Genomic DNA, 25,399 nt, shown 5'->3' on the forward strand with positions numbered 1-25,399 from the left:
ACTTTACCGCTGCCGCCCCGCCTTAACTGTCCACAATGGCTGTGGAACTGCCTGTGGATAACCTGAGCGAAAGCCTCTCCAGGCCCTATTCCGCGTGGCCTGGCGATAGCTGTATGTTTTTTGATCAAGAGTTGTCCACAGGCTGATCCTGCGCACAGCCCTGAACAGAGCGCCTGTCCTCCGGTAGAATGCACGGCTTACTTCGCCGACCCGCAGTGCGCCATGACCCACGTCCCTCCAGCTGTTGCTCATTCAGTCGCGATCATTGGCGGCGGCCCTGCGGGATTGATGGCGGCCGAGGTCTTGAGTCAGGCCGGGATCAAGGTCGACCTGTACGATGCCATGCCCTCGGTAGGTCGCAAATTCCTGCTGGCGGGCGTTGGCGGGATGAACATTACTCACTCCGAACCCTACCCGGCGTTTCTCTCCCGTTACGCTGAACGCGCGCCCTTCATCGCGCCGTTACTGCGCAGCTTTGGCGCCGATTCGTTGCGCAACTGGATTCACGAACTGGGCATCGAGACCTTTGTCGGCAGTTCGGGCCGGGTGTTCCCCACGGACATGAAAGCAGCGCCGCTATTGCGCGCTTGGCTCAAGCGCCTGCGCGAATCGGGCGTCACCCTGCATACCCGCCATCGCTGGCTGGGCTGGAACGTTGAGGGTGCATTGCGCATTGCCCATGCCGACAGCGAACAAACGATAAAACCCGATGCGGTGCTGTTGGCACTCGGCGGCGCCAGTTGGGCGCGGCTCGGTTCGGATGGCGCCTGGCTGCCCTGGCTGGAGCAACGCGGTATCGGCATGACGGCCCTGCAACCGAGCAACTGCGGGTTTGAGGTGGCGGGCTGGAGCGAACTGATGCGCAACAAATTTGCAGGCGCCCCACTGAAGAACATCGCCATCGGCCTGCAAGGGCAAACGCCTCGCCTGGGCGAATGTGTACTGACCGAGACCGGCGTCGAGGGCAGCCTGATTTATGCGTTGTCGGCGCACATCCGTGAGCAGATCAATCAGCAGGGCTCGGCAACCGTGGACATCGACCTTCTACCGGGCAAGTCGATCGGGAACGTCCAGGCAGCGCTGGCCAAACCACGCGGCTCGCGCTCGATGTCCAAGCACCTGCACAGTCAGTTGGGGATTGATGGGGTCAAGGCGGCGTTATTGCGCGAACTGGCGCCAGTTGAGTCGTTCGCCGACCCGGCGCTGCTGGCAAAGGCCCTGAAGGCCTTGCCGCTGACACTGGTCAAAACGCGACCGCTGGATGAAGCCATCAGCACCGCAGGCGGCGTGCCGTTCGAAGCGATGACGGAAAACTTGATGCTCAAACAGCTACCGGGAGTGTTCTGCGCCGGAGAAATGCTCGACTGGGAAGCCCCCACCGGCGGCTACCTGCTGACGGCGTGCTTCGCCAGCGGCCGCGCGGCAGGGCTGGGCATGCTGGAATGGCTTCACAGCAACTCCCTGTAGCCGCGCGCTTGCCCGCGATGGCGGGCAAGCGCACTGCTGCATCAAGGCTTTTTCTTGCGCGGCCCGGTATTGAACACCGGCACTTTACGCACCGCCTTGACCATCGGCACGTCGGCGGCGGTTTCGCCACTGTCGACCCATTTACCCAGGTTACGTTTGCCACCGCCTGACACTTTGGGTTTTTTCGGCTTCTTCGGCTTTTTCAGAATCTGGCCGCTGGCGTCAGTAGTCGGCACGCGATGCTCCGGCTCGAAATCCTGCTCTTCATGACGTTCCAGGGTCTGGCGAGTCAAGGTTTCGATGGCAGACAGCAGTTCCACTTCGTCGGCGCAGACAAACGAAATCGCTTCGCCCGTCAAACCCGCACGCCCGGTACGACCGATCCGGTGGATGTAATCCTCGGCCACAATCGGCAGGTCGAAGTTGATCACGGTCGGCAGGTCGTCGATGTCCAGACCGCGAGCAGCGACGTCGGTGGCCACCAGAATCTGGACCTCGCGGGCCTTGAAACGGTCAAGCGCGCGCTGACGGGTTGCCTGCGGTTTGTCGCCATGAATACCGTCAGCGTTGATGCCCAACCCTTGCAAGCGCTCGACCAGTTGATCAACACCCACACGGGTCTTGGCGAATACCAGCACCTGACTCCAATGCTGCTTTTTCAGCAGATGGATAAACAGTTCGGTCTTGCGCTTTTTATCTACCGGCACCACCCACTGCTTGACCGAGCTCGCCGCGACGTTGCGCGGGCTGACTTCGATGGTCAGTGGGTCATCGAGCATCTGCCCGGCCAGTTGGCGGATGGCGTCGGAGAAGGTCGCGGAGAACAGCAAGGTCTGACGACGCTTGGGCAAGGCAGCATAGATGTCACGCAGCTCTTCGGAGAAACCGAGATCGAGCATGCGATCAGCTTCATCGAGAACCAGGATTTGCAATTGATTAAACTTCAGCGCTTTCTGCCGATAGAGATCCAGCAGGCGACCTGGGGTTGCCACCAGTACATCGACCCCGCTGCGCAGCTTCATCATCTGCGGATTGATGCTGACGCCGCCGTACACCGCGTAAGTTTTCAGCGGCAGGTTTTCGTTGTACTGCTCAATGTTTTCATGAACCTGCTCCGCCAGTTCGCGGGTCGGCACCAACACCAGTGCGCGCACTGAGTTGGCCGCCACTTTCGGGCCTTCCATCGTCAAGCGTTGCAGCAGCGGCAAGGCGAAACCGGCGGTCTTGCCAGTGCCGGTCTGGGCGGCGGCCATCAAGTCGCGACCGGCCAGCACCGGAGGAATCGCTTGTGCCTGCACAGGCGTCGGAGTCTGGTAGCCGAGGGCCTCAAGGGCACGCAACAAGGGTTCGATCAGGCCGAGAGTGGCGAATGTCATGGGGATACCGTAGGGGAAATTCAGCGCAAGGCGCGCAGTTTACCCTGTCCGCACCGATCCAGCCTGTTCCTGTTTTAGTTCCGGCTGTTGTTCCAGGGCTGGTTGCTTGCGCCACTGTGGCAAACCGATCAGGACCACCGCGCTGATGATGACTGCCATCGCCAGGCACTCTTCGACGCCAATGTGCTCACCCGCGAACACAATACCCAGCAGCACCGCCACGGCCGGGTTGACGTACGCATAGCTGGTCGCCGCCGCCGGGCGCACGTTTTTCAGCAGGTACATATAAGCGCTGAACGCCACGATTGAGCCAAACACCACCAGATACGCCAAGGCGCCCCAGCCTGCTGCGCTCGGCATTGCGTGCAGACGCTCACCGCTCAAGGCGCTGCCGATCAACAGCACCACACCGGCGACGATCATTTCCGCACCGCTGGCGATGGGGCCGACGGGCAATGGCAGGCTTTTGCTCCAGACCGAACCGAACGCCCAGGAGGCTGCCGCGAAAATCACCAGCGCCGCGCCATACGGGCTGGACTGCAGATTGGAACCCATGTTGAGCAGGCCGATTCCGATCAAGCCCAGGAAGATCCCGGCCCATTCCAGACGGGTGTTGCGATGCCCCCATAACAGACCAAACAGCAGCGTGAACAAGGGCACAACGGCGACAGACAGGGCCGCGACACTGGATGTCACGCCCAGATGCTCGGCCACCGTGATCCCGCCGTTGCCGCAGGCGAGCAGCAAAAAGCCGATCATGCCCGCCGCCTTCCATTGTTTCCAGGTCGGTGCCGGGGTCCCGCGAAAGCGCATGAAGGCATAGAGCAGGCAACCGGCAATCAGAAATCGCACCCCAGCCATCATCAGCGGTGGCCAGGACTCGATGCCGATGCGAATCACCAGGTAGGTCGACCCCCAAATCACATACAGCGCAAAAAAAGCGCCAATCAGGAGCAATGGAAAGCGGCGTGAGTTCGACATACCAGGCTCTTAAGTCAGTTCTTATGATGACTTATCTTATGAAAGTGCCAGCGGAAAAATAAGCAGCAAACCCTGTTTGTTCGCACCTGATACTTTTCAAAGAACGGATGTTTGGCTTATAAACAGTACTTTCGAAAGCTGGCCAAAGGTGCGTGATGAACCTGGATAAATACGATCGAATATTGCTCGATGCACTGCTCGAAAACGGCCGCGCTTCTTTTGCGCAATTGGCGCGCCTGGTCAACCTGTCAGCACCCGCAGTGGCCGAACGCGTGGCCAAGCTGGAAGCCAGTGGGGTGATTACCGGTTATGAGGCAAAGGTGGACATGGCCAAGGTCGGCCTGCCGATTCAATGCGTGATCGAGTTGCGCCTGGCCAGCCATGGCAATCAGCAGACTTACGATGATCTGGTGCGGATTCCCGAGCTGACCCAATGCCACCGCGTCACGGGCGACCCGTGCGTGATCATGCAGGCGGCTGTGGGTTCGATGCCGGAATTGGAGAACCTGATCAACCGGGTGGCACAGTTCGGCTTCAGCAAAACCTCAATCGTGCTGTCGACATCAATCGAGCGGCGCATGCCGCTGGGTCATCTGGACGGTCACGGGAAAGCCTGAAAGGCGACGCTTACAAACCGCGCTGACGCTTCAGGGCTTCGCTGATTTTAGCCGCGGGGACTTTTTGCAAGGTGCACAGAAACTGATGGGACACCCCGGCGATGCCGTGGGTCTGGCGCAACTCATTGGCCAGGTGCGCCGTGAGATTGGCCGCCATCTCCGCATCGGCCATGGCCCTGTGCGCCTTGCCCGTGTGCGGCAGCTTGGCCCACGTGGTCAGGGTGCCCAGCTTGTGATTCGGTGCGCCCGGCATCAAGCGGCGCGCCAACAGCATCGAACAGGCGAAGCTTTGTTCGCGATTGCGTTGAATGCGCGACAGTTCGTAGTCCCAGAATTTCTGGTCGAAAGAGGCGTTGTGCGCCACCAGCGGGGTGGTGCCGACAAAATCCGCCACTTCATTCATGACCTGGGTCGCCGAGGGCGCCGTGCGCAGCATGCTGTTGCTGATGCCGGTCAGCCCTTCGATAAACGCGGGGATACGCACCCCGGCATTCATCAGGCTCTGGTAACGCTCGACAATGCGCCCCTGCTCCATGATCACCACGGCAATCTCGGTGGCCCGGCAGCTGTTGTTGGGGGAAATGCCGGTGGTTTCAAAGTCGATGACTGCAATACGTTCCAAACGCGATCCAACCCGTCAAAAATTTCAAATACAAAAAAGTCAGCTTTTCAGCAGCAGCGCGCCTTCGATCGGTACATAACGGCTGGCCGCGCGAATCAGTGAGTTGGCGGTCAACCCTGGCACGCCATACGCGATGGCCTCGACCCCGTGTTTGCTGATGATACGCTCGAGCAGCAGATCGAAGTCGCCATCACCCGAAGCCAGCACCACCTCATCGACATGCGGTGCGGCGTCCATGATATCGATGGTGATCCCCACGTCCCAGTCGCCCTTGGCCGAGCCATCGCTGCGCTGGATATAAGGTTTGAGTTTCACGGTAAAACCGAGATTGCGCAGAATTTGCTGGAACTGCTGTTGTTTGCTGTCACCACGATCGATGGCGTAGGCATACGCCTCGACAATCTGCCCGCGCTGGCTGATATCGGCCCACAGGGCAGCGTAGTTGAAGTGGCAACCATAAGCCTGGCGCACGGTGTAATAGAGGTTCTGTACATCGGCGAACACCGCGATTTTCTTCACCGGAAATCCTCATGGCGCAGGCGTGCGCAAGCTGGCAGCAACGACCCGGGAATTGGGTCGGTGCTCAGTATGCCAGCTTGGGGGATATTTGAAGAGAAAGGGTGTTACCCCTGTAGGCGCACTTTAATCAGACGAAGGAATCGTCATCGTCGGAAAACGAACCGCCGTCATCATTGCCGTAGTCGGTATCGGCGAAACCACCCTGGTCGTTGCCATAGCCGTTGTTGTCGGTCACGCGCTGATTGTCGTTACCCCAGTCATTATTGCTGCTGTTGTCACTGGCCTGGGTTGGCTCTTCCTTGATCACCTCGACCACTTCCTGCGGTTGCTGGTTGTGATGGAACAGGCTACTGATGCCTTGTGCCAACATCACGCCACCGGCCACACCGGCTGCCGTCTTCAATGCGCCGCCGAGAAATCCACTGCCCATAGGCGCGGCAGGTGCTTGCGGTTGAAACTGGCCTTGAGGCGGGGCCGCGTAATTGCCTTGTGGGGCGTTATAAGGTGGCGGGCTTGCCGAAGGTGCCGGTTCGCGCCAGCCACCGGAAGAAGGCTGCGCGGCTGCCGGACGAGGCTGCGAGAACGATTGTGGCTGAGCGTCGCGCGAGCCACCAAAGATGCTCGACAGGAAACCGCCGCCACTTGGCGCCGGAGCTGCCGCTGCAGCTTGGGCCTGCGCTTGTTGCAGTTGGGCCTGCAGTTGCTTGACCTGCTCGGCGAGCTGTTTGCCGTGCTCATCGAGTTGTTTGATCGCTGCTTCTTGCACCAGGATCGCCTGCGCCATGTAGTACGGGGCGGCTGGCTGCTGGTTCAGATGCTCCTTGATCCGTGCTTCAGCCTGGGCATCCCGGGGGGCTGAATCCGCTTCGGCTTGCCTCACTTTCGAGAACAGGCCATCGATCAGGGTTTGTTCTTCGCTGTTCATGGCGACCTCGTTAGATTGCCGTTAAAAAACATCGCCCAGTCAGATTGACCGGACGTATTCAAGGTAATGGGGTTGATCCACGCCGTTTCAATAGAGGTTTCAAAATGTTGCCTCACCCGTGGACAAGTCTCCGGGTAAAGTGCGCGGTTGGCCCGTCCCCGGCCATACGCTAAAGTGTGGCACCGCTTTTTGCCTTGCGATCCGATCAATGAATCCGCTGACCGTTCTACAAGACTCGCTGTACTTTTTCCGGCGCAACCTGAGCAGCATCCTGATGCTGTGCCTGCCGCTGGTGGTGGTCGAGGCCTTGAGTAAACAAATGCTCAGCAATGCGCTGGCCGCTGACGCCTCGCCTGCTTACGAATTACTCGTGGGCCTGCTGTTCTACCCGCTGTATACCGGCGCGCTGATTCTGTTCCTGGACGCCCGCACCCGCAGCGAACAACCGCGTAAACGCGACTTGATGGCCATGGCGTTGCGGCTGTGGCCGACCTTTGCCGTGCTCTCGGCCTTGAGCACGCTGCTGATCATGTTCGGCCTGTCGATGTTCATCATTCCCGGCATCTGGGTGATGGTCAAACTGGTGTTCTCCGAGTACCTGCTGGTCTTGCGCGGGATGACCCCACTGACGGCCATGCGCGAGAGCATCAAGATGACCCAAGGCCATTTTCTGCGGATCCTTGCCTGTGTGCTGTGCGTCTACGTGCCCTTGTCGGTGCTTGAAGGGGTCAGCCTGTTCATCCTGCCAGAACCGCTGAGCATGCCGGTTTCCTTGATCATCGACAGCGTCAGCAGCTTTTTGCAGTTATTTACCAGCGTCGTGATGTTCCGCTTGTTCATGCTGATAGAGGACGCTCCGGAAAAGGTTTGACCTGCCAGACCTCTGCCCCTTTGGCGACACCTCGGCTATGCTCAGGCTCATCTTGCAACGCGATTCAGTCATTGAACGTCCTGCGTTCTAAGTTGAGCCGATGACCCGTTTATTGCGCTACACCTTGATTGGCCTGCTGGCGATTGGCTTGATGTGCCTGCTGATCTACACCCTGACCTGGCATCCCGCCGCGCGCGAGTCGCTGCAGGCCAGCTGTAAAAACCCGGCACCGGTGTTGGTGCCCGGCCAGGCGCTGAAAGTCATGACCTGGAATATCCAGTACCTGGCCGGCAAGCGTTATGTGTTCTGGTACGACATGGCCGACGGCAGCGGCCCGGATGATCGCCCTACTCCGGAAGACACTGCCTATAACCTCGATGAAGTGGTCCGGGTGATCCGTGATGAACAGCCGGACATCATCCTCCTGCAAGAAGTGAACGACGGCGCCAAGAACACTGACTACGACAACCAGCTGGCGTTAATGCAAGAACGGCTCAGTGACCTGTACCCCTGCAGTTCGGAGGCGTTTTACTGGAAGGCCGACTTCATTCCGAGCCCGCATATCTTTGGCAGCGTCGGGATGAAACTGGCCACCTTGAGCCGCTACGAAATCGAACACACAGAACGCATCCAGCTACCGCAACCCTCGACCAACCTGATCCATCGCCAGTTCCAACCCAAACGCGCCCTGCTCGTGAGCTACCTGCCACTGCGCGATGGCGGACAACTGGCAGTGATCAATACGCACCTGGACACCTTCACCCCGAACGACGACACGCTGCAGCGCCAGATAGAGGCGACCGGCAAACTGCTGGATAAATTCGAGAGTCGCGGCACGCCGTGGTTGATCGGGGGCGATTTCAATCTGTTGCCCCTGGGCCAATACCAACGGCTCGCCCCGGAACTGCGCAGTGAGTACATGCCAGACAGTGAGCTGCACAGCCTGTGGGACAAGTACCCGATGATCCCGAGCAACGCTGAAGTCGGCGGTATTGATCGCGGCAAATGGCTAACCCACTTCCCCAACGACCCGCGCATCAGCGGCCCGGACCGGACCGTGGATTACTTCTTCTACAGCCCGCGACTCAAGCGCATCGACGCTCAGGTGCGAGGAGAAGACACCCTGCTGATCTCTGATCACTTTCCGGTGATAGCGCGGTTTCTCCTGCCGATGCTGCCTTAAGGCCGCATCGGGGCTTTCTGGCTCACTTCCGGGGTTTTATCCGCGCGGTCGCTTCGGCCACTAACGGGTCATCCGGCCAATAGTGTTTGGGGTAACGCCCCTTCAGGTCCTTTTTCACTTCGGCATAGGTGCTGCGCCAGAAGTTGGCCAGGTCTTGAGTCACCTGCACCGGGCGGCGCGCGGGTGACAGCAGGTGCAGTTTGATAATTTGTCGGCCGCCCGCAATGCGCGGGGTTTCGGCCAAGCCGAACAGCTCTTGCAAACGCACCGCCAGAATCGGTGGATGCTCGCTGTAGTCCAGACGCACTGAAGATCCCGACGGCACGCTCAAGTGATGCGGCGCCAGTTCATCGAGACGCTGTGGTAACGGCCACGGCAAGACGTTGTGCAGGATCGACGACAGGTCCAGGTTGGCGAAATGACTGAGGCGCGACACCTTCCCCAGATACGGTTGCAACCAGTGTTCCAGGCTCGCGAGCAATGCTGCATCACGTACATCCGGCCATTCGCTGTCGGCCTGTTTGTCGAGGTCCAGCTGACGCAGCAGCGCCACCCGCGCCTGCCATTGCCGCAGCTCGGGGGTCCACGGCAACAGCTCCAGCCCTTTACGCCGAATCAGTGCCAATAACGCCTGACTGCGGGCGGATTCGTCGAGACCAGTCAGTGGCTCGCGGCTGAGGATCAGTTCGCCCACCTTGCGCTGACGCTCGGCACGGAACACGCCTTCTCGCTCGTCCCACTCCAGATGATCGAGGGCAATCACTTGTTCTGCGAGCACGGAGTCGAAGAGCGCCGGATCGAATTCCGCCGCCAGGTAAATGCGCTCTTCACGCTGACCCTGACGACTGCCGAGATCGGCGACCACCAGCCAGGGTTGTTTCATCAAGGCATCGGCTTCCGCGAACAACGCGGCGCGGCCATTGGCCAAACGGTATTCAGCGCCACCGGCACGCCGCTGCTGTGCCACGCGATCCGGATAAGCCAGCGCCAGCAAGGCGCCCAGCCAGCGGGGGTGATCGGGATCGCTGACGGGGGTGCTCTTCGCCACGCCGCGCTGCTGCCGCTGTAAAAGACTTCGGTACTGCCGCGCCAGCTGTTTTGCCCGCTGCACGCCGCCCTGAGCGCCACGGGCCGCGCGTTCGGTGCCGGCCAGCAAGGTCAGTCGACTGTGCAGGTCCGCACCGCCGCCACGCAAGATGTCGCGCTCGCCGAGCAAAGCCGCAACGTCACACGCCAGCTCGCCCAGACCCAGCGCCTGACCGCGCAACAGTAAATGCGCGATGCGTGGATGCGCCGGCAGCTCAGCCATGGCCTGGCCGTGCCCGGTGAGTTTCCAGTCTTCACCCGATTTCTGGCTCAGCGCACCCAGCCGACCGAGCAGGTCCTGGGCCTGCGCATAGGCCGCCGCCGGTGGCTGGTCGAGCCACACCAGTTGCTCCGGCGTAACGCCCCAGCGCGCCAGTTGCAGGGCAAGCCCTGCCAGATCCGCCTGAAGTATTTCTGCCGTGCCGTAGGCGGCCAATTGATCGTGCTGGGCTTCGGACCACAGCCGATAACACACGCCCGGCTCCAGTCGCCCCGCCCGCCCGGCGCGCTGGGTCGCACTGGCGCGGGAGATGCGCTGAGTATCGAGGCGAGTCATGCCGCTGCCGGGATCGAAACGCGGCACGCGCGCCAATCCGGCATCGATCACCACCCGCACCCCATCAATGGTAAGACTGGTCTCGGCGATATTGGTCGCCAACACCACTTTGCGCGTGCCGCTCGGCGCGGGCTCGATAGCCGCGCGCTGGGCATTCAAGTCCAGCTCGCCATGCAACGGACACAGTAAAATATCGTGGCGCTCGCCCAAAGCCTCGGCCAATTGTTGATTGACCCGGCGAATCTCGGCCTGCCCCGGCAGGAACACCAGCACGCTACCCGACTCATCGCCCAGCGCGTCGAGTACGGTTTGCACCACCCGAGGCTCGATAAATTCACCGGCCTGAAACGCTCGCCCCCAGCGCATCGCCACCGGATACATACGCCCGTCACTGCGGACAACGGGTGCATCGCCCAGCAGACTGGACAGGCGCTCACCTTCCAGCGTCGCCGACATCAACAGGATCTTTAGCGGTTGCTCGTCCCGAAACAGGCCTCGTCCATTCAGGCTCAAGGCCAGTGCGAGGTCGGCATCCAAGCTGCGCTCGTGGAACTCATCGAAGATCAGCAGGCCGACGCCTTCCAGTGCCGGATCGTCCTGCAAGCGACGGGTGAGAATGCCTTCCGTGACCACTTCGATTCGGGTCGTGGGACCGACTTTGCTTTCCAGACGGATCCGGTAGCCGACGGTTTCACCGACTTTTTCGCCCAGCTCCCAAGCCAACCGCTCAGCCGCCGCTCGCGCTGCCAACCGTCGCGGCTCAAGCATCAGAATGGTCTGCCCGGCCAGCCACGGCTCTTGCAACAGCGCCAAGGGCACACGCGTGGTTTTACCAGCGCCCGGAGGCGCTTCGAGCACCGCTTCGTGGCGCACCGCCAAGGCATCGCGCAAGGCAGGCAGGACAGCATCGATTGGCAGAGAAATCATGGCAGCTCCAGAACAGGCTGCCGATTATACGGGGCCAGCGTCATCGCACGAAGGACGACTGCAATAGTCTTAGCCATGAAGCATTTGCCTTGTATAGTTACCCCCATCATTCAGGAGATCTTTATGCGCATTCCTTCCCGCATTATCGGCGGCGTTCTGGTCGCTGCCTTACTGACCCAAATGACCGCCTGTGGCAGCATTTTCTTCCCCGATCGCCGTGGCCAGATCGACGGCAAGGTCGACCCCCTGGTGATCGGTCTTGATGCCATCGGCCTGTTGTTCTACATCATTCCCGGCTTGATCGCCTTTGGCGTCGACTTTGCAACCGGCGCTATCTATTTGCCCGGCGGCAGCACTGCCCAGGTCACCCCTGAAAAGCTGCAACCTGCGATCAAGGCTGACGGCAGCGTCGATAACAGCAAGCTGCAAGCAATCCTAGAAAAAGAGCTGGGCCGTAGCCTGCCGCTCAATGACCCACGCCTGATCCAGCACCGTGGCAGCGTGCAACAACTGGCGATGTACGGCCTGCAACCGTCCGCCTGATTTAGGAAAGCACCATGACCACCCTCCCCGAACACGCGCGCCTGTTGCGTCTGGCGACCCGTGCCTCACTGGCTGTCGCGAGCATCCTGATCGTCACCAAAGGCATTGCCTGGTGGCTGAGTGGCTCGATCAGCCTGCTGGCCGGGTTGACCGACTCGGCGCTCGATGGCGTGGCGTCGTTCCTCAATCTGCTGGCGGTGCATTATGCGTTGCGTCCGGCCGATGACGATCACCGTTATGGCCACGGCAAGGCGGAAGCACTATCAGGCATTGCCCAGGCGTTGTTCATCGCCACGAGTGCGGCGCTGATCGCCTATCAAGCGGTCGAACGAATCCTGCACCCGGAGCCGTTGGGGGCGCCGGGTTTGGGGATTGCGGTGATGGTGTTGTCGATAGTGTTGACGGTGGCGCTGCTCATGCTGCAGCACAAGGTCATCCGCGAAACCGGCTCGACCGCCATCCGCGCCGACTCGCTGCATTACCGTTCCGACCTGCTGCTCAACGCCAGCATCCTGCTGGCGCTGATCCTTGCCCTGTTCGGCTGGCAACAATTGGACGCGTATTTCGGTCTGGCAATCGCCGTGTACATTTTGTGGAGCGCGGTCCAGATCGCCCGCGAAACCGTGTCGGTGCTCATGGATCAAGAACTACCGCCGGATGTCAGCCAGCGCATGCTGGACATGGCGTGCAGCGTGCCCGGCGTACTGGGCGCCCATGACATACGCACCCGGATATCGGGTAATCATTGGTTCGTTCAGTTACACCTGGAGCTGCCAGGGCATTTGACCCTGTCCGTTGCCCACGCCCTGTGTGACCGAGCGGCCGATGCCATTCAGGAAGAGTTCCCGAAGGCCGAAGTGCTGGTGCACGCCGACCCACGGGAAGTGCTCGAACCTAGCGTTTAGTTGACGCTGTAACCGCGCCCTGCAAGGCAAGCAGCCATCGAACGGCGGTAGATGTCCGCAACCGAGGCCGGAGGCGCATAGGCTGCGGCTGCCGGGTCAAAGCCGCTTTGGTTCACGCCCCACATATGGCAGTCGTACATATCCTGCTGTTGCTGCTCAGGACCTTGACCGTTGACGGGGTAAGCCACGGGATCATAGCCGTTGGCTTGCACCTGCTGCGGTGGCGGACCTGGGGCATAGATGGGCTCGACACCTTGCGGCGGGGTGGCGACAACGTAGTCCTGAGTCTCCGCTTGATACAGGTAATAGGTACCGGCGGCGAGGAAGAACAATGTGCTGCCCAACCAGACTTCCTGCGAAAACGACGGCAAGCTGCGCACACGAATCCCGTAGGGCGGCGTCACTATCACGTAGCGTGGGCCTTGTGGGCGATACCAGTAACCACCGGAATAAAAGTAATCCTGTCCACGCCAGCCAATGCGCGAATGGCTGCTGGGCATGCGGTTAATCTCATAGCCGGGACGGTACTGCGGGCCTGGGCCCCAACCGTTGCCATGCCCATCGGGCCGGCCTTGCCAGTGGTCATTGCCAGGTCGACCGTCGCCACCACCGGGACGCGGCGAGTTGCCGCTCTGCCAGTGTTGATTCTGGTTTGAATTGCCCTGACGAGGATTGTCCTGATAATAGCCCTGACGCGGTTGCTGGGTTTGCCGCACCTCGTCGGGGCGACTCTGGATCGGCAGGCGCTGTTGCTGCTGACGCTGTTGATCCTGCTGATGCTGTTGCTCTTGCTGCTGGCGCTGTTGCTGCTGCACCTGCTGCTGACGTTGCTGGTCTTGCTGCTGACGTTGTTGCTGCCCCTGCTGCTGGCGCTGTTGCTGCTGCCCCTGCTGCTGACGTTGTTGGTCTTGCTGCTGACGCTGCTCTTGCCCGGATTCTTGACGGCCCTGGCCCGAATTGCCCGGACGCTCATGATTATCGCCGTTACGGCCGTTACCGTTTTGGTTCGGCCCTGAATCATTTCGTTCGTCCGCCAGCACCTGAGCGTTGACACTCAAACACAGCAAACTTACACCTGCCAAACGCCAGATGCGCGATTTCATGCTTTCCTCACTATGGTGCAAATGCCCATTGATAAAACTGCTTTTTGGATGCGCCAGGAGCAGCACTTTAACAGCCCATTCGACACGTGACGGGCGCTTTTAGTTAAAGGTCACGCACAATAAAAAAGGGAGCCAGTGATGGCCCCCTTCGGGAATTTCGTCCGTGCTCAACGCTTTTGACGTTGGCTCACCTCACGCCGTCTTCTGGACAGTGTGTAGCCCGGGGGCCTGCCCAACCCTGTGGGGTTGGCGGCCGCGGCTGACCTGATTCGGAGAGCCGCGCTGGACGCTATGTCCGGGCAGTGATTCTGGTGTTAAGAATAGGCCTGAGGCAGCAGCAGAGGATTGCGAATATTGCTCAATAAAACATGACTTGCGCAATTTTTAACTTCAGATAGATAATTCAGCGCAATAGATATCATAAAGGGGCATTTAGTGAGCAAACTCGACAGATATGACCTGAATATATTGGCTGAGCTGCAACGTGACGCACGCATCTCCAACCAGGAATTGGCCGAGCGCATCGGCTTGTCGCCATCACCTTGCTCACGACGGGTCAAACAGCTGGAAGATGACGGCTATATTTCCCGCCAGGTTGCGCTGCTGGACCGCAAAAAGCTGGGCCTGAACCTGACCGCTTACGTACTGATCGGCATGGATCGACACACGCCCGAGCGTTTCGAGCATTTCGAGCAGCAGATTCGTACCCTGCCCCAAGTGCTTGAATGCAGTCTGGTGACCGGGATGGACGCTGACTATCAGCTGAAAGTCGTAGTGCCAGACATGGATCATTATCAGAAACTGCTGCTGGGCCATCTGACCCGTATCGACGGCGTCACCAGCGTGCGTTCGAGCTTTGTACTCAATCAAGTGCTGGCCAGTACGGAACTACCGTTGACGCACCTGCGCGGTTAAGCCTCACGCAGCGCCCCGGACTTTCCCGTATAATCGCCGCCCCATTGCCATCCGGTTGGAGATTAATGATGGATATCGATCCTGCGCTATTTGAAGAGTGGATGATGACGATTCTGGTCACCATCCTGGTCGGCTTCATGGGTTTCATCGTCTGGGATCTGGCGAAGAAGTCCAAAGCTGGCAAGTTCGGCACCTTTATTCTGTTCTTCGCACTCGGGCTGGGTATCTTCGCCTTTGTGGTCAAAAGCGTTGTGATCGCGTTTATTGAAGCCTGACCGGACAGTCGAGCAGCAACAAACCACGTCTCAGAGCGACGCCGGCACTTCCCGCCACTGCCCTTGATCCAGCCCTTCTATAGTCCAGTCGCCGATGCGCACGCGCACCAATCGCAGGGTTGGCAAGCCGACTGCCGCGGTCATGCGTCGAACCTGGCGGTTGCGGCCTTCCTTGATCACCAGCTCCAGCCAACTGGTCGGTATGCTCTGACGGAAGCGCACCGGCGGATTGCGCGGCCAAAGCTCAGGCTCGTCCAGTTGCCGCGCTTGCGCAGGCAAGGTCGGGCCATCGTTCAGTTCGACGCCCTCACGCAAACGCTGCAACTGCTCAGCCGTCGGCACGCCTTCGACCTGGACCCAGTAAGTCTTCGGCAGCTTGTGTTTGGGATCGGCAATTCGCGCTTGTAGCTGACCGTCGTTGGTCAGCAGCAACAAGCCTTCGCTGTCACGGTCCAGTCGCCCAGCCGGGTACACGCCCGGGATCGAGATGAAGTCCTTGAGTGTCGCCCGCCCTTCTCCGTCGCTGAATTGCGTCAGCACATCAAACGGTTTGTTGAACAGGATCAGCTTGGGTTCGGCGGGCGGGGCTTTGGCCACGCGCCGGGTATTCCCTGAGCTGTTGGCGGCTGGACGGCGGGACACTGGACGTTGAGTGCGGGGCATGACGATTCAATATTCGAAAACAGAAAGGGCCACTTTAGTGGCCCTTTGCGTAAATGACTAACCCAACCGATCAATTAACGGAACGGTGGCTCATCAAAGCTGCGCAGTTTGCGCGAGTGCAGCGAGTTGAGTTGGGTACGCAGCAGGTCGACTGCGGCGATACCAATTTTCAGATGCTGACTGACCGCGCGCTCGTAGAACGCGTTGGCCGAGCCGGGCAGCTTGATTTCGCTGTGCAAGGGCTTGTCCGAAACGCAAAGCAACGTGCCGTAAGGTACCCGCAAGCGATAACCCTGGGCGGCGATGGTGCCGCTTTCCATATCCACCGCAACGGCCCGCGACAGGTTGATCAGCGGCCGTTCCTGAGCCCAGCGCAATTCCCAGTTACGGTCGTCGTAGGTCAACACGGTGCCGGTACGCAGACGTTTTTTCAGCTCATCGCCGCGCTCGCCGGTGACTTGTGCTGCGGCTTCATGTAACGCGAGCTGTACTTCGGCCAAGGCCGGAATCGGAATATTCGGCGGCAAGACCCGGTCGAGAATGCCGTCGCGGCGCATATACGCATGAGCCAGCACGTAGTCGCCGATGGTCTGCGATTGGCGCAGGCCACCACAGTGACCGATCATCAACCAGCAATGCGGGCGCAGTACGGCCAAGTGGTCAGTGATGTTCTTGGCGTTGGACGGGCCGACGCCGATGTTGACCAGGGTTACGCCATGACCGTCGGTCGCGATCAAGTGATAGGCCGGCATCTGGTAGCGGTGCCAGACCACGCCAGCGACGATGGCCTGCGCCTCGCCGTGATCCATGCTTTTGTCGACGACCACGTTGCCTGGCAAGACCATGCGCACGAAGCGCGGGTCATCACGCAGTTTTTCCAGGCCATGGACGATGAACTGATCGACATAGCGGTGGTAGTTGGTCAGCAGAATCCACGGCTGCACATGACGCCAGTCGCTGCCGGTGTAATGCACCAGTCGGCGCAGGGAAAAGTCCACCCGCGCGGCATCGAACAACGCCAGGGGCAGCGGGTCGGTGTTGGCCCAGTCGTACAGACCGTCGGCAATACCATCGGTTGCAGCGGACAAGTCAGTACTCGGGAATACCCGCGCCAACGCCGCAGCAGTGACGCCGGAGCCAGCCAGTTCATCACCCTGCTCGACCACGTACGGATAAGGAATGTTCTGCTCGCTGACGCCCACTTCCACCGTGATGGTGAAGTCGTTCATCAACGGCACCAATTGCTCGAGCAAGTAGTTACGAAACGCCGACGGATGGGTCACGGTGACACTGTAGGTGCCCGGCAACTGGACCTTGGCGTAGGCCCGAGTCGTCAGTGGCACTTCGCCCTGGCACAGATACGTCAGGCGCAATTCCGGGTAGTGGAACAGTTCACGCTCAGCCGCATCCGGCTCGACCCGATCTTTGAGATAGCGCTTGAGCGCCTGACTCAGCGCGCTGGTTGCGCGCTCATGCAGTACAGCAAGCCGGTCCACGGCTTGCTCGGCGGTTTCAACGACAATAAAAGCTTCGGTCACGGTACGCATCCTGTCTGATCTTGCAGGCTTGTATCTTGCCTGCATCGCCGGACGAAGGCACTAAGGGCTTTTATGGACAACACGCTGAGCCCTGCAGGGACCACGCAGGATCACCCCACCTGCGGCGACGACCTTGCCACGAGCGCCTCGACATCAACCCCTCGCGGCAACGTGCCATACACCCGGCCCGAGGCTGCCAGTCGGCTGGCGATGAACCCGTCGCTGACGCTGGCATTGCCGGCTTCCAGCAAGAGCTTGGCTTGCAGCCCTATGGCGATGTCTTCAGTTAATTGTCGTGCGCGGTACTGGATGTCAGTGGTGTCCTTGAACGCCGCTTTAAGGTGCACGATGTGCGCAGCCAACCGTTTGTCGCCGTGGCCATCGCCCAGCTCGTCGAACAACGCGTCCAGTACGCCAGGCTCTTTGGACAGCGCGCGCAGGACGTCCAGGCATTGCACATTGCCAGAGCCTTCCCACGTCGAGTTGACCGGCGCCTCACGGTACAGGCGCGGCAAAATGGTCTCTTCGACATAACCGGCGCCGCCCATGCATTCGGCTGCTTCGTTGATCATTGCCGGGGCGCGCTTGCAGATCCAGTATTTGCCCACGGCCGTGACCAAACGGGCGAAGCGCCCTTCTTGCGAGTCTTGCAGATGGTCCAGCGCGCGCCCCATGCGCATCGTCAGCGCCAACGCCGCTTCGCTTTCCAGCGCCAGATCGGCCAGTACGTTTTGCATCAACGGCTGCTCGCTGAGCACTCGCCCGCCAACGCTGCGATGCGCGCAGTGGTGCGCCGCCTGAGTCAGGGCCTGGCGCATCAGGGCGCTGGAGCCGACCATGCAATCGAAACGGGTCATGGCCACCATTTCGATAATGGTGGGTACGCCGCGCCCTTCTTCACCGACCATCCAGACGAGCGCGCCTCGGAACTCGACTTCGCTGGAGGCGTTGGACCAGTTGCCCAGCTTGTTTTTCAGGCGCTGGACGTAGAACTGATTGCGGCTGTCGTCCGGGCGATGGCGCGGCAGCAAGAAGCAGGTCAGTCCTTTATCAGTTTGCGCCAACGTCAGAAACGCATCGCACATCGGCGCCGAGCAGAACCACTTATGCCCAACCAACTCATACGCCTGACCCGGCCCCGTCGCACCGACCGGATAGGCCCGCGTGGTGTTGGCGCGCACATCGGTGCCGCCCTGTTTCTCGGTCATCGCCATGCCGATGGTCACACCCGCCTTGTGGCTGATGCCGACATTGCGCGGGTCGTATTCGGTGGCAAGGATTTTTGGCAACCAGATCTCAGCCAGATCAGGCTGGATTTTCAGCGCTGGTACGCTGGCAAACGTCATGGTCAACGGACAGCCACTGCCCGCTTCAGCCTGACTGTGCAGGTAACTCATGGCCGCACGTGCGACGTGAGCCCCAGGTTGCGGATCGGTCCAGGGCAGGGACGGCAATCCATGCTCGACCGCCGTGCGCATCAGTTCGTGATAAGCCGGATGAAACTCCACCAGATCGATGCGATTTCCGTAGCGGTCATGGCTGACGAACACCGGTTTGTTCTGATTGGCGAGGAACCCGGCCGCCATCAGCGGTCCCCCGGCCAGCGCGCCGTAGGTGTCGATCCTCGACTGCGCCCAACCGGCACCGTAACGATGCGACCACTCTTGCAGGGGCAGGTCGATGCGGTACAAATTGATGCCGTCCAGTGAAGGCGGCTGGTTGGTGACCTCATGGGTCTCGGCGAACTGATGCAGGTTCATTCCTGAGCGCTCCTGTCTTCGCGGACGTACCAAAGGACACGCCCATGAAACTCAGTGAATCACGCACACAACCCTATAAAAAGTGACATATCCGACTAAGTACCGGCGCTTTCACCCTGCAATTCATCTCAACCCACTCACCACGGGCCGTGACTGACCATTGATCCGCATTGGGACGTTTCGGCTTCGCGCTGAAGTTCAAGCCGGAGCCTGAAGCAACTGCCCCGCCCCGGCTCGGATTCATGACTCAAACGGCCGCCCATTCGCTCAACCAATTGCCGGCAGATCGCCAGACCAATGCCCAAGCCACCGTATTCACGGGTCATGGAGCCGTCGACCTGGAAAAATGTCTGATACAAGGTCGCCTCATCCAGCCGATGAAAACCAATGCCGGTGTCGATCACTTCAATCAACAAACGCAGGGTTGCCACATCGTCTGACTGACCCGTCACCCGAACCATGATCGCCCCGGTCTTGGTGAATTTTATCGCGTTATCCAGCAGGCACCCGATGCATTGCTGCAATTTGCCGACATCGCCGAGCACGTTATCAGGCAGCTTCTCATCCAGCTCAATGGCGAAATCCAGGTGTCTGTCCTCTGCCAGGCTGGCGTACCTGCCGTGCACGCTGGCGAGCAGTTGACGCAAACTGAAGGGGCTATTCACCGCGCCAAGCCTGCCGGCCTGCAATTCAGTCAACGTCAAAATGCCATTGATCATGCCCATCATGTCCTGGGCAGAGTCGGCAGCGGTCTGTTGATAGAACGTCAGCTCGCTGTCCATCGGCACCGTTTGCATCAACTCCAACGAACCAATCACCCCATTCATTGGGGTACGCAGCTCGTGGGTGAGCGTGGCAAGAAACTCGTCCTTCAAGCGGTTACTGGTAGCCAACTGCTGATTCAAACGTTCGAGGCTTTGCCCTGCTTCAAGGAGGGTCTGCGCCTGCTGATCGCGCATCATGTTGATTCGGTCAGCCAGGGCCAGCGACAGCAGTGCCACTTCCAGTACCGAGCCGATCTGACTGGAATACATGGTCAGGAAGTTATTGGGCAAATAGCCGAGCAGCATGAACGCATTGATCAGGCCTCCGGTGAGAAACACCGACCAGGCAATGACGAAGTAGCGCGCAACGCGCAACCCGTGCAGCCAGGCCGTGATGCCGGTGGCGACCATCACCAGGGTAAACAGCAGCACCAGTGCCGTTGCCAGTCGTAGCGCCAAACCGTAGCCGGTAGCCACTGCCAGGACCATGACCGCCGCAGCAGAAGCCATCATCAACACGAGCAAGCGATCAAGCCAACGGCCCCAGGTGGGCGTCTGTAAAAAGTGCCGAGAGAACTGACTGGCGAATAACACCGACGCGCCCACCAGAAACGGGGTTGCCGCATTCGCCCACCACGGATTGTTCGGCCACAAGAACTCGATGCCCGCGCCATTCACCGAGATCTGATACAGCCCGAACGAGGCGATATAAAGGATGTAGTACAGGTAACTGGTGTCACGCACGCTGAGGTAAATGAACAGGTTGTAGACCAGCATCCCCAGCAACATGCCGTAAATCAGACCCAGCACGTAGATGCGCGCAGGCTGTGCTTCGATATAGGCGTGGCTGGACCAGAGGGCGAGTGGCGCCTGGATCGAGCCTTGGCTGGTCAGGCGCAGGTACACCGTCTGCACTTGATTGGCCGGCAGGTCGAGGGCAAAGAGGTAATTGTTCTGTTCAATCTGGCGACTGGAAAAAGGCAGCATATCCCCGGTCTGCCAAGCCACCCGAAAGCGACCGGAGGCGTCGGCGGTGAAGAAATCGACGTGGTCCATGGGTGGATAGGCCAACTCCAGCAGCCAATCCCGCTGAACGTCTGGACGTTTGGGGCGAAACTGCAGGTCCAGCTTCAGCCAGAACGCCGAACGTGAATAGCCCGCGTTGAGGGTATCGGCACCCACCGCACGAAAGAGCGCAGCCGTGGCCGGAGCGCTGACCTGATCGATGGTCGCCTCGCCCGTTACGTCTTCGAACACCTGCACCGCCCGCCCTAAAGGCAAGGTGCCGGTATCCTCGTCAAACTCGATGGCGCTGGCAAAAAGAGGCACCCAGGCGACCAGCATTATCAGCAAATAGCGCATACAACCCCAGCATGGCCTGTCCGGCTGATCGCAAAGCCCCCTCTCCCTGTGAGACACCGTCAACCTGCAGGTCCTGTTATTAGTATTGAACACGTCAAGGCCCGGTTTCACGCCGGCTGTCCATTGTGCGTGAGACCGTGTTTTTTGCAAATTTGCTTAGTTCTCGGCAACTGAAGCGCCAGCCAGGCATTGTTGCCTCGGTAAGGATGGCGTGAGCATAGCGGTGAATGGCCATGAGACACCACTCTTTTAGTTAAACGGAAGGCTCTATTCCGGGCCTTTCAGAAGAACTCGCGAGTAACCGTCGACGTGTTCGAGCCCTTCAAACAAGCGACGGGGCCGTTCAGTTGTATGAAAAATCCGACACCGGCTAGCGGCTCCGGAAAAAGTTTGGTGGTAAGCTCGCGCACCATGAATACCTATAGCTCCCGCCCCGTTGTCCTCTGTCTCTCCGGCCACGATCCTAGTGGGGGTGCCGGCCTGCAGGCAGATATCGAAGCCCTTCTCGCTCAAGGCTGCCATGCCGCACCGGCAATCACCGCCCTGACCGTGCAAGACACCGTCAATGTCAGCGATTTCCGGGTCCTGGACCGCGAGTGGGTATTGGCACAAGCCAACGCCGTGCTCAACGACTCGACCGTGGCCGCCGTCAAGCTGGGCATGCTCGGCTCGCTGGAAATGGTCGACACCGTTGTCGAGCTGCTCCTGGCGCATCCGCATTTGCCCCTGGTCTGTGACCCGGTGCTGCGTGCTGGCGGTGGCGGTCGTCTGGGCAAGGACGAAGTCGGTTACGCCATGCGCGAACGACTGCTGCCATTGGCGACCATCGCGACCCCGAACTTGCCTGAAGCGCGCATCCTTGCCGAACTGCCCGAAGGCACCGCCGACGAATGCGCGGAAAAGCTTCTGCCCTTTTGCCAGCACCTGCTGATCACTGGCGGTCACGGCGACGAAGAACTTATCCACAATCGCCTGTACATCCGCAACGGCGAAACCCGTACGTTCACCTGCCAACGCCTGCCCGGCAGCTACCACGGTTCTGGCTGCACATTGGCCAGTGCACTGGCCGGACGCCTGGCATTGGGGGAAAATCTGGTGAGCGCGGTGCAAACGGCGCTCAACTATACTTGGCGCACGTTGCGCGATGCCGAGCAGTTGGGCAAAGGCCAATACGTGCCGCGCCGTCTGCCCCTTGATTTTTGCTCGTAAGACCCTGTTTGCCCGTAACGCCGCGCCATGAGGTTTGACCGATGAAACTACGTGGCTTGTACGCCATTACCGACAGCCAACTGCTGGCTGGCAAGTTCCTGTCTTACGTCGAGGCCGCCCTTGAGGGCGGCGTCACCCTGTTGCAGTACCGCGACAAAAGCACCGACGAAACACGTCGCTTGCGCGAAGCCGATACCCTGCTCAGGCTGTGCGAGCGCTACAACACGAAACTGATCATCAACGATGATGCCGAGCTGGCTGCGCGCCTCGGCGTCGGCGTGCACTTGGGCCAGACTGACGGCTCGATGCCGGTCGCCCGTGCCCTGTTACGGCACAAGGCGATCATCGGCGCGACCTGCCATGGCCAACTGGAGCTGGCTGAAAAAGCCAAAGCCGAGGGCGCCAGCTACGTCGCGTTTGGGCGCTTCTTCAATTCCAGCACCAAACCCGGCGCGCCCACTGCGACCCTCGATCTGCTGGACCAGGCTCGCGCCCGCCTCCATCTGCCGATTGCAGTCATTGGCGGGATCACCCTTGAGAATGCCGCGCCACTGGTGGCCCACGGTGCCGACCTGCTGGCGGTGGTCCACGGCCTGTTCGGCGCGGACAGCACCCAGGAAGTCACCCGACGCGCCCGCGCATTCAACGCCTTGTTTAAATCCGCCTGACGCCGATTCAAACCTTTTTCCGATTCAAATAGAGACCCGACCATGTCCCGTTCTGAAATCCTGTTCGCCAACGCCCAAAAACACATCCCGGGCGGTGTCAACTCGCCGGTTCGTGCCTTCAAAAGCGTGGGCGGCACGCCGTTGTTCTTCAAGCACGCTGTCGGCGCCTACGTGACCGACGAAGACGATAAGCGTTATGTGGATTACGTCGGCTCCTGGGGCCCGATGATTCTCGGCCACAGCCACCCGGACGTGCTCGACGCCGTGCGCAAGCAACTGGAACACGGCTTGTCCTACGGTGCGCCAACGGCCATGGAAACCGAGATGGCCGATCTGGTCTGCGCCATCGTGCCGTCGATGGAAATGGTGCGCATGGTCAGTTCCGGCACCGAAGCAACCATGAGCGCGATTCGTCTCGCCCGAGGCTTCACTGGCCGCGACAGCATCATCAAATTTGAAGGCTGCTACCACGGTCACTCCGACAGCCTGTTGGTCAAGGCCGGTTCCGGCGCGCTGACCCAAGGTGTTCCAAGCTCGGCGGGCGTTCCTGCTGCGTTCGCCAAACACACGCTGACCGCACCCTTCAACGATATCGACGCGGTCGAGCAACTGCTCAACGAAGTCGGCCAGGAAGTCGCGTGCATCATCGTTGAACCCGTCGCCGGCAACATGAACTGTGTACCGCCAGCGCCGGGTTTCCTCGAAGGCCTGCGCAGGCTCTGCGACAAACATGGCGTGGTCCTGATTTTCGACGAAGTGATGACCGGGTTCCGTGTCGCACTGGGCGGTGCGCAAGCGTTTTACGGCGTGAAGCCGGACCTGAGCACCTTCGGCAAGATCATCGGTGGCGGTATGCCGGTCGGCTGTTTTGGCGGTAAGCGCGAAATCATGTCGCACATCGCGCCATTGGGCCCGGTCTATCAGGCTGGCACGCTGTCGGGCAACCCGCTGGCCATGGCCGCAGGTCTGACGACGTTGCGCCTGATCAGCCGCCCAGGCTTCCATGACGAACTGAGCAGCTTCACCCGCCGCCTGCTCGATGGCCTGCAACAACGCGCCGACGCTGCGGGCATTCCGTTCGTGACCACTCAGGCGGGCGGCATGTTTGGTTTGTATTTCAGCGGTGCAGACGACATCGTCACCTTCAAGGACGTGATGACCAGCGATGCCGACCGCTTCAAGCGCTTCTTCCACCTGATGCTCGAAGGCGGCGTGTACCTGGCACCGAGCGCATTCGAAGCTGGCTTCACCTCCATTGCCCACGGTGACACCGAACTGCAACTGACCCTCGATGCTGCTGAAAAAGCGTTTGCTGCATTGAAATAAGCCACAGCCGATCTCCTGTAGGAGCCGCCAAAACGCGGTTTTCTGGAAGAATCTTGACACCGGTTTTCGACCGTTTCACGGTTGATAGCGGGCAAGCGCGCTCCTACAAGGGGATTTATGGGGGTTTGATCAGCCTTTTCCCTCGCAAAATCAGGCACATCAAGCCCGCGCAGCAGAAAATCAGTAAAGACTTTGTAAGGTTGGCCCTGCTTATTTCATAATGTGCCGCCAGCACGTTCCGCTGGACGGGTACGCCCGCACCTTTTCAGAGGCAAGTCGATTCCCATGAACCGCACCGGCCGGGCCCTTGCTTTGGGCTGCCTGTTGCTTCTTCATCCCCTGCTGGCGAATGCAGGCGGCAACTCGTTGTTAATCCCAGCGGTGGGTCGTTGCACCCTCAATACTCAGCCAGACAATCTGCCTGAGGCGTTGGCGGCATGCCAAAAAGCTGCGCAAACCGGGGATGCACAAGCACAATTCGAGTTGGGCGAGTTTTACTACGACGGCAAAAACGCACCGCGTGATCTCACCCAGGCACTGAACTACTTCGAGCAGGCTTCGCTGCAAGGCCATGCCCAGGCGCAATATCGGCTGGGTTTGATGTTTTATCGGGGCGAAGGCGTGCAAGCCAATAACATTCAGGCTTATATCGTGCTGAAGATGGCGGCAGTCAATGGTGCAGAGGATGCGCTGGATACGGCCGATGAAGTATCTGCACAGATGCAGCGCGACGAGTTGGAAATCGCAACGCAGGTACTGGGACAGATTTTCCGCAATTACCTGCTGGAGCTGCAATCGGCTGAAGGTCGTACGCCGTTCGCGCCATTACCTTGATTTGAACCCTGAACAGCCTCTTACTTGTCCGGCATCGGCATCGGGAACGGCATGACATTGCTGGTGCCCCGGGCCTCGCTGATCTTCGGCGTGCCCATGCGCTCGACTTCATCGATGCGCACAATCGAGTGCATCGGCACAAAACTGCGCACCACACCTTCGAACTGAGCCTTGAGTTTCTCTTCGCTCGGGTCCACGACCACGGTCGTGCGCTCACCAAAGACGAACTCTTCCACCTCCAGAAAACCCCACAAATCGCTTTGATAGATCTGCTTGGCGTACATTTCGAACACCTGGCCCTGGTTGAGGAAAATCACCTTGTAAATTGGAGCATCACGTTTGGTCATAACGGGCGGGTAACAATCGGGGGATATAAAAGAGGGCGCAAACTATAGCATGTCCGC

At 59.9% G+C, this 25,399-nt stretch carries 24 protein-coding genes; 12 read left to right on the forward strand and 12 right to left on the reverse strand.

Going from position 1 to position 25,399, the window contains the following annotated elements:
- The first annotated feature begins 222 nt into the window (after positions 1-222).
- Positions 223-1,467: a TIGR03862 family flavoprotein gene (locus tag K0F75_RS14945; RefSeq protein WP_219062646.1), complete on the forward strand. Its 1,245-nt coding sequence runs from the start codon at positions 223-225 to the stop codon at positions 1,465-1,467.
- Between the two features lie 41 nt (positions 1,468-1,508).
- Here K0F75_RS14945 and K0F75_RS14950 read toward each other — a convergent pair whose 3' ends face one another.
- Both K0F75_RS14950 and yedA read right to left on the reverse strand, forming a co-directional pair.
- Positions 1,509-2,843, reverse strand: a complete 1,335-nt coding sequence (locus K0F75_RS14950) for a DEAD/DEAH box helicase (protein WP_219062647.1) — start codon at positions 2,841-2,843, stop codon at positions 1,509-1,511.
- Between the two features lie 39 nt (positions 2,844-2,882).
- Positions 2,883-3,824, reverse strand: a complete 942-nt coding sequence (yedA, locus tag K0F75_RS14955) for a drug/metabolite exporter YedA (RefSeq protein ID WP_219062648.1) — start codon at positions 3,822-3,824, stop codon at positions 2,883-2,885.
- A gap of 161 nt (positions 3,825-3,985) precedes the next feature.
- Between yedA and K0F75_RS14960 the strand changes: the two genes are divergently transcribed.
- Positions 3,986-4,441: an Lrp/AsnC family transcriptional regulator gene (locus K0F75_RS14960; protein ID WP_219062812.1), complete on the forward strand. Its 456-nt coding sequence runs from the start codon at positions 3,986-3,988 to the stop codon at positions 4,439-4,441.
- Positions 4,442-4,451: 10 nt separating this feature from the next.
- Here the strand turns inward: K0F75_RS14960 and K0F75_RS14965 are convergent, their stop codons facing one another.
- The 3 genes from K0F75_RS14965 to K0F75_RS14975 form a co-directional block, all read right to left on the reverse strand.
- The gene (locus K0F75_RS14965; RefSeq protein ID WP_219062649.1) at positions 4,452-5,063 is read right to left on the reverse strand and encodes a PolC-type DNA polymerase III; all 612 of its coding nucleotides are present in this window, start codon (positions 5,061-5,063) and stop codon (positions 4,452-4,454) included.
- A gap of 39 nt (positions 5,064-5,102) precedes the next feature.
- Entirely contained in the window at positions 5,103-5,582 is a 480-nt protein-coding gene (locus tag K0F75_RS14970) for an NYN domain-containing protein (RefSeq protein WP_219062650.1), read from the reverse strand.
- A 127-nt stretch (positions 5,583-5,709) separates the two neighbouring features.
- Positions 5,710-6,507, reverse strand: coding sequence for a DUF2076 domain-containing protein (locus tag K0F75_RS14975; RefSeq protein ID WP_219062651.1), 798 nt, complete (start codon positions 6,505-6,507; stop codon positions 5,710-5,712).
- Positions 6,508-6,715: 208 nt separating this feature from the next.
- On the opposite strand from K0F75_RS14975, the gene K0F75_RS14980 reads away from it, so the two are divergent.
- Complete coding sequence (locus K0F75_RS14980; protein WP_219062652.1) at positions 6,716-7,378, forward strand: YciC family protein; 663 nt, start codon at positions 6,716-6,718, stop codon at positions 7,376-7,378.
- A 100-nt stretch (positions 7,379-7,478) separates the two neighbouring features.
- The gene (locus K0F75_RS14985) at positions 7,479-8,561 is read left to right on the forward strand and encodes an endonuclease/exonuclease/phosphatase family protein (protein ID WP_219062653.1); all 1,083 of its coding nucleotides are present in this window, start codon (positions 7,479-7,481) and stop codon (positions 8,559-8,561) included.
- Positions 8,562-8,583: 22 nt separating this feature from the next.
- On the opposite strand, the gene hrpB is transcribed toward K0F75_RS14985, so the two are convergent.
- Complete coding sequence (hrpB, locus tag K0F75_RS14990) at positions 8,584-11,130, reverse strand: ATP-dependent helicase HrpB (RefSeq protein ID WP_219062654.1); 2,547 nt, start codon at positions 11,128-11,130, stop codon at positions 8,584-8,586.
- A 123-nt stretch (positions 11,131-11,253) separates the two neighbouring features.
- Here hrpB and K0F75_RS14995 point away from each other — a divergent pair, with 123 nt between their 5' ends.
- Both K0F75_RS14995 and K0F75_RS15000 read left to right on the forward strand, forming a co-directional pair.
- A complete protein-coding gene (locus K0F75_RS14995; protein ID WP_219062655.1) occupies positions 11,254-11,673 on the forward strand; it encodes a polyribonucleotide nucleotidyltransferase in 420 nt (139 codons plus the stop codon).
- Between the two features lie 14 nt (positions 11,674-11,687).
- Positions 11,688-12,578 carry a cation diffusion facilitator family transporter gene (locus tag K0F75_RS15000; protein WP_219062656.1) on the forward strand — a complete coding sequence of 297 codons (891 nt, stop codon included), beginning with the start codon at positions 11,688-11,690 and terminating at the stop codon, positions 12,576-12,578.
- Here the strand turns inward: K0F75_RS15000 and K0F75_RS15005 are convergent.
- Positions 12,575-13,681 (reverse strand): DUF6515 family protein, encoded by a 1,107-nt coding sequence (locus tag K0F75_RS15005; protein ID WP_219062657.1) that lies wholly within the window; start codon positions 13,679-13,681, stop codon positions 12,575-12,577. The genes K0F75_RS15000 and K0F75_RS15005 overlap by 4 nt on opposite strands.
- 435 nt (positions 13,682-14,116) lie before the next feature.
- Between K0F75_RS15005 and K0F75_RS15010 the strand changes: the two genes are divergently transcribed.
- A complete protein-coding gene (locus tag K0F75_RS15010) occupies positions 14,117-14,596 on the forward strand; it encodes an Lrp/AsnC family transcriptional regulator (protein ID WP_219062658.1) in 480 nt (159 codons plus the stop codon).
- A gap of 74 nt (positions 14,597-14,670) precedes the next feature.
- Positions 14,671-14,871 (forward strand): DUF2788 domain-containing protein, encoded by a 201-nt coding sequence (locus tag K0F75_RS15015; RefSeq protein ID WP_219062813.1) that lies wholly within the window; start codon positions 14,671-14,673, stop codon positions 14,869-14,871.
- A gap of 30 nt (positions 14,872-14,901) precedes the next feature.
- Here K0F75_RS15015 and K0F75_RS15020 read toward each other — a convergent pair whose 3' ends face one another.
- The 4 genes from K0F75_RS15020 to K0F75_RS15035 form a co-directional block, all read right to left on the reverse strand.
- Entirely contained in the window at positions 14,902-15,468 is a 567-nt protein-coding gene (locus tag K0F75_RS15020; RefSeq protein ID WP_219062815.1) for an rRNA large subunit pseudouridine synthase E, read from the reverse strand.
- Between the two features lie 140 nt (positions 15,469-15,608).
- Positions 15,609-17,081: an AMP nucleosidase gene (gene amn / locus K0F75_RS15025; RefSeq protein ID WP_374028662.1), complete on the reverse strand. Its 1,473-nt coding sequence runs from the start codon at positions 17,079-17,081 to the stop codon at positions 15,609-15,611.
- Between the two features lie 101 nt (positions 17,082-17,182).
- Positions 17,183-18,832 carry an acyl-CoA dehydrogenase family protein gene (locus K0F75_RS15030; RefSeq protein ID WP_219062660.1) on the reverse strand — a complete coding sequence of 550 codons (1,650 nt, stop codon included), beginning with the start codon at positions 18,830-18,832 and terminating at the stop codon, positions 17,183-17,185.
- A gap of 137 nt (positions 18,833-18,969) precedes the next feature.
- The gene (locus K0F75_RS15035; protein WP_219062661.1) at positions 18,970-20,958 is read right to left on the reverse strand and encodes a 7TM diverse intracellular signaling domain-containing protein; all 1,989 of its coding nucleotides are present in this window, start codon (positions 20,956-20,958) and stop codon (positions 18,970-18,972) included.
- Between the two features lie 411 nt (positions 20,959-21,369).
- Here K0F75_RS15035 and K0F75_RS15040 point away from each other — a divergent pair, with 411 nt between their 5' ends.
- From K0F75_RS15040 to K0F75_RS15055, 4 genes are all read left to right on the forward strand, one after another.
- Positions 21,370-22,167, forward strand: a complete 798-nt coding sequence (locus K0F75_RS15040; protein ID WP_219062662.1) for a hydroxymethylpyrimidine/phosphomethylpyrimidine kinase — start codon at positions 21,370-21,372, stop codon at positions 22,165-22,167.
- Positions 22,168-22,208: 41 nt separating this feature from the next.
- Positions 22,209-22,835: a thiamine phosphate synthase gene (gene thiE, locus K0F75_RS15045; RefSeq protein WP_219062663.1), complete on the forward strand. Its 627-nt coding sequence runs from the start codon at positions 22,209-22,211 to the stop codon at positions 22,833-22,835.
- Positions 22,836-22,877: 42 nt separating this feature from the next.
- Entirely contained in the window at positions 22,878-24,161 is a 1,284-nt protein-coding gene (hemL, locus tag K0F75_RS15050) for a glutamate-1-semialdehyde 2,1-aminomutase (protein ID WP_219062664.1), read from the forward strand.
- A gap of 285 nt (positions 24,162-24,446) precedes the next feature.
- The gene (locus K0F75_RS15055) at positions 24,447-24,995 is read left to right on the forward strand and encodes a tetratricopeptide repeat protein (RefSeq protein ID WP_219062665.1); all 549 of its coding nucleotides are present in this window, start codon (positions 24,447-24,449) and stop codon (positions 24,993-24,995) included.
- Positions 24,996-25,015: 20 nt separating this feature from the next.
- Here K0F75_RS15055 and K0F75_RS15060 read toward each other — a convergent pair whose 3' ends face one another.
- Positions 25,016-25,342 (reverse strand): DUF1820 family protein, encoded by a 327-nt coding sequence (locus tag K0F75_RS15060; protein WP_219062666.1) that lies wholly within the window; start codon positions 25,340-25,342, stop codon positions 25,016-25,018.
- Positions 25,343-25,399: the final 57 nt, after the last annotated feature.

The organism is Pseudomonas sp. UMAB-08 (genome assembly GCF_900095225.1).
Taxonomy (GTDB): domain Bacteria; phylum Pseudomonadota; class Gammaproteobacteria; order Pseudomonadales; family Pseudomonadaceae; genus Aquipseudomonas.

Excerpts from the sequence above, each read along its gene's own strand:
- K0F75_RS14945 (WP_219062646.1), top strand. The coding sequence starts at position 223 with ATGACCCACGTCCCTCCAGCTGTTGCTCATTCAGTCGCGATCATTGGC.
- K0F75_RS14950 (WP_219062647.1), bottom strand. The coding sequence starts at position 2,843 with ATGACATTCGCCACTCTCGGCCTGATCGAACCCTTGTTGCGTGCCCTT.
- yedA (WP_219062648.1), bottom strand. The coding sequence starts at position 3,824 with ATGTCGAACTCACGCCGCTTTCCATTGCTCCTGATTGGCGCTTTTTTT.
- K0F75_RS14975 (WP_219062651.1), bottom strand. The coding sequence starts at position 6,507 with ATGAACAGCGAAGAACAAACCCTGATCGATGGCCTGTTCTCGAAAGTG.
- K0F75_RS14980 (WP_219062652.1), top strand. The coding sequence starts at position 6,716 with ATGAATCCGCTGACCGTTCTACAAGACTCGCTGTACTTTTTCCGGCGC.
- K0F75_RS14985 (WP_219062653.1), top strand. The coding sequence starts at position 7,479 with ATGACCCGTTTATTGCGCTACACCTTGATTGGCCTGCTGGCGATTGGC.
- hrpB (WP_219062654.1), bottom strand. The coding sequence starts at position 11,130 with ATGATTTCTCTGCCAATCGATGCTGTCCTGCCTGCCTTGCGCGATGCC.
- K0F75_RS14995 (WP_219062655.1), top strand. The coding sequence starts at position 11,254 with ATGCGCATTCCTTCCCGCATTATCGGCGGCGTTCTGGTCGCTGCCTTA.
- K0F75_RS15000 (WP_219062656.1), top strand. The coding sequence starts at position 11,688 with ATGACCACCCTCCCCGAACACGCGCGCCTGTTGCGTCTGGCGACCCGT.
- K0F75_RS15005 (WP_219062657.1), bottom strand. The coding sequence starts at position 13,681 with ATGAAATCGCGCATCTGGCGTTTGGCAGGTGTAAGTTTGCTGTGTTTG.
- amn (WP_374028662.1), bottom strand. The coding sequence starts at position 17,081 with ATGCGTACCGTGACCGAAGCTTTTATTGTCGTTGAAACCGCCGAGCAA.
- K0F75_RS15030 (WP_219062660.1), bottom strand. The coding sequence starts at position 18,832 with ATGAACCTGCATCAGTTCGCCGAGACCCATGAGGTCACCAACCAGCCG.
- K0F75_RS15035 (WP_219062661.1), bottom strand. The coding sequence starts at position 20,958 with ATGCGCTATTTGCTGATAATGCTGGTCGCCTGGGTGCCTCTTTTTGCC.
- K0F75_RS15040 (WP_219062662.1), top strand. The coding sequence starts at position 21,370 with ATGAATACCTATAGCTCCCGCCCCGTTGTCCTCTGTCTCTCCGGCCAC.
- thiE (WP_219062663.1), top strand. The coding sequence starts at position 22,209 with ATGAAACTACGTGGCTTGTACGCCATTACCGACAGCCAACTGCTGGCT.
- hemL (WP_219062664.1), top strand. The coding sequence starts at position 22,878 with ATGTCCCGTTCTGAAATCCTGTTCGCCAACGCCCAAAAACACATCCCG.
- K0F75_RS15055 (WP_219062665.1), top strand. The coding sequence starts at position 24,447 with ATGAACCGCACCGGCCGGGCCCTTGCTTTGGGCTGCCTGTTGCTTCTT.
- K0F75_RS15060 (WP_219062666.1), bottom strand. The coding sequence starts at position 25,342 with ATGACCAAACGTGATGCTCCAATTTACAAGGTGATTTTCCTCAACCAG.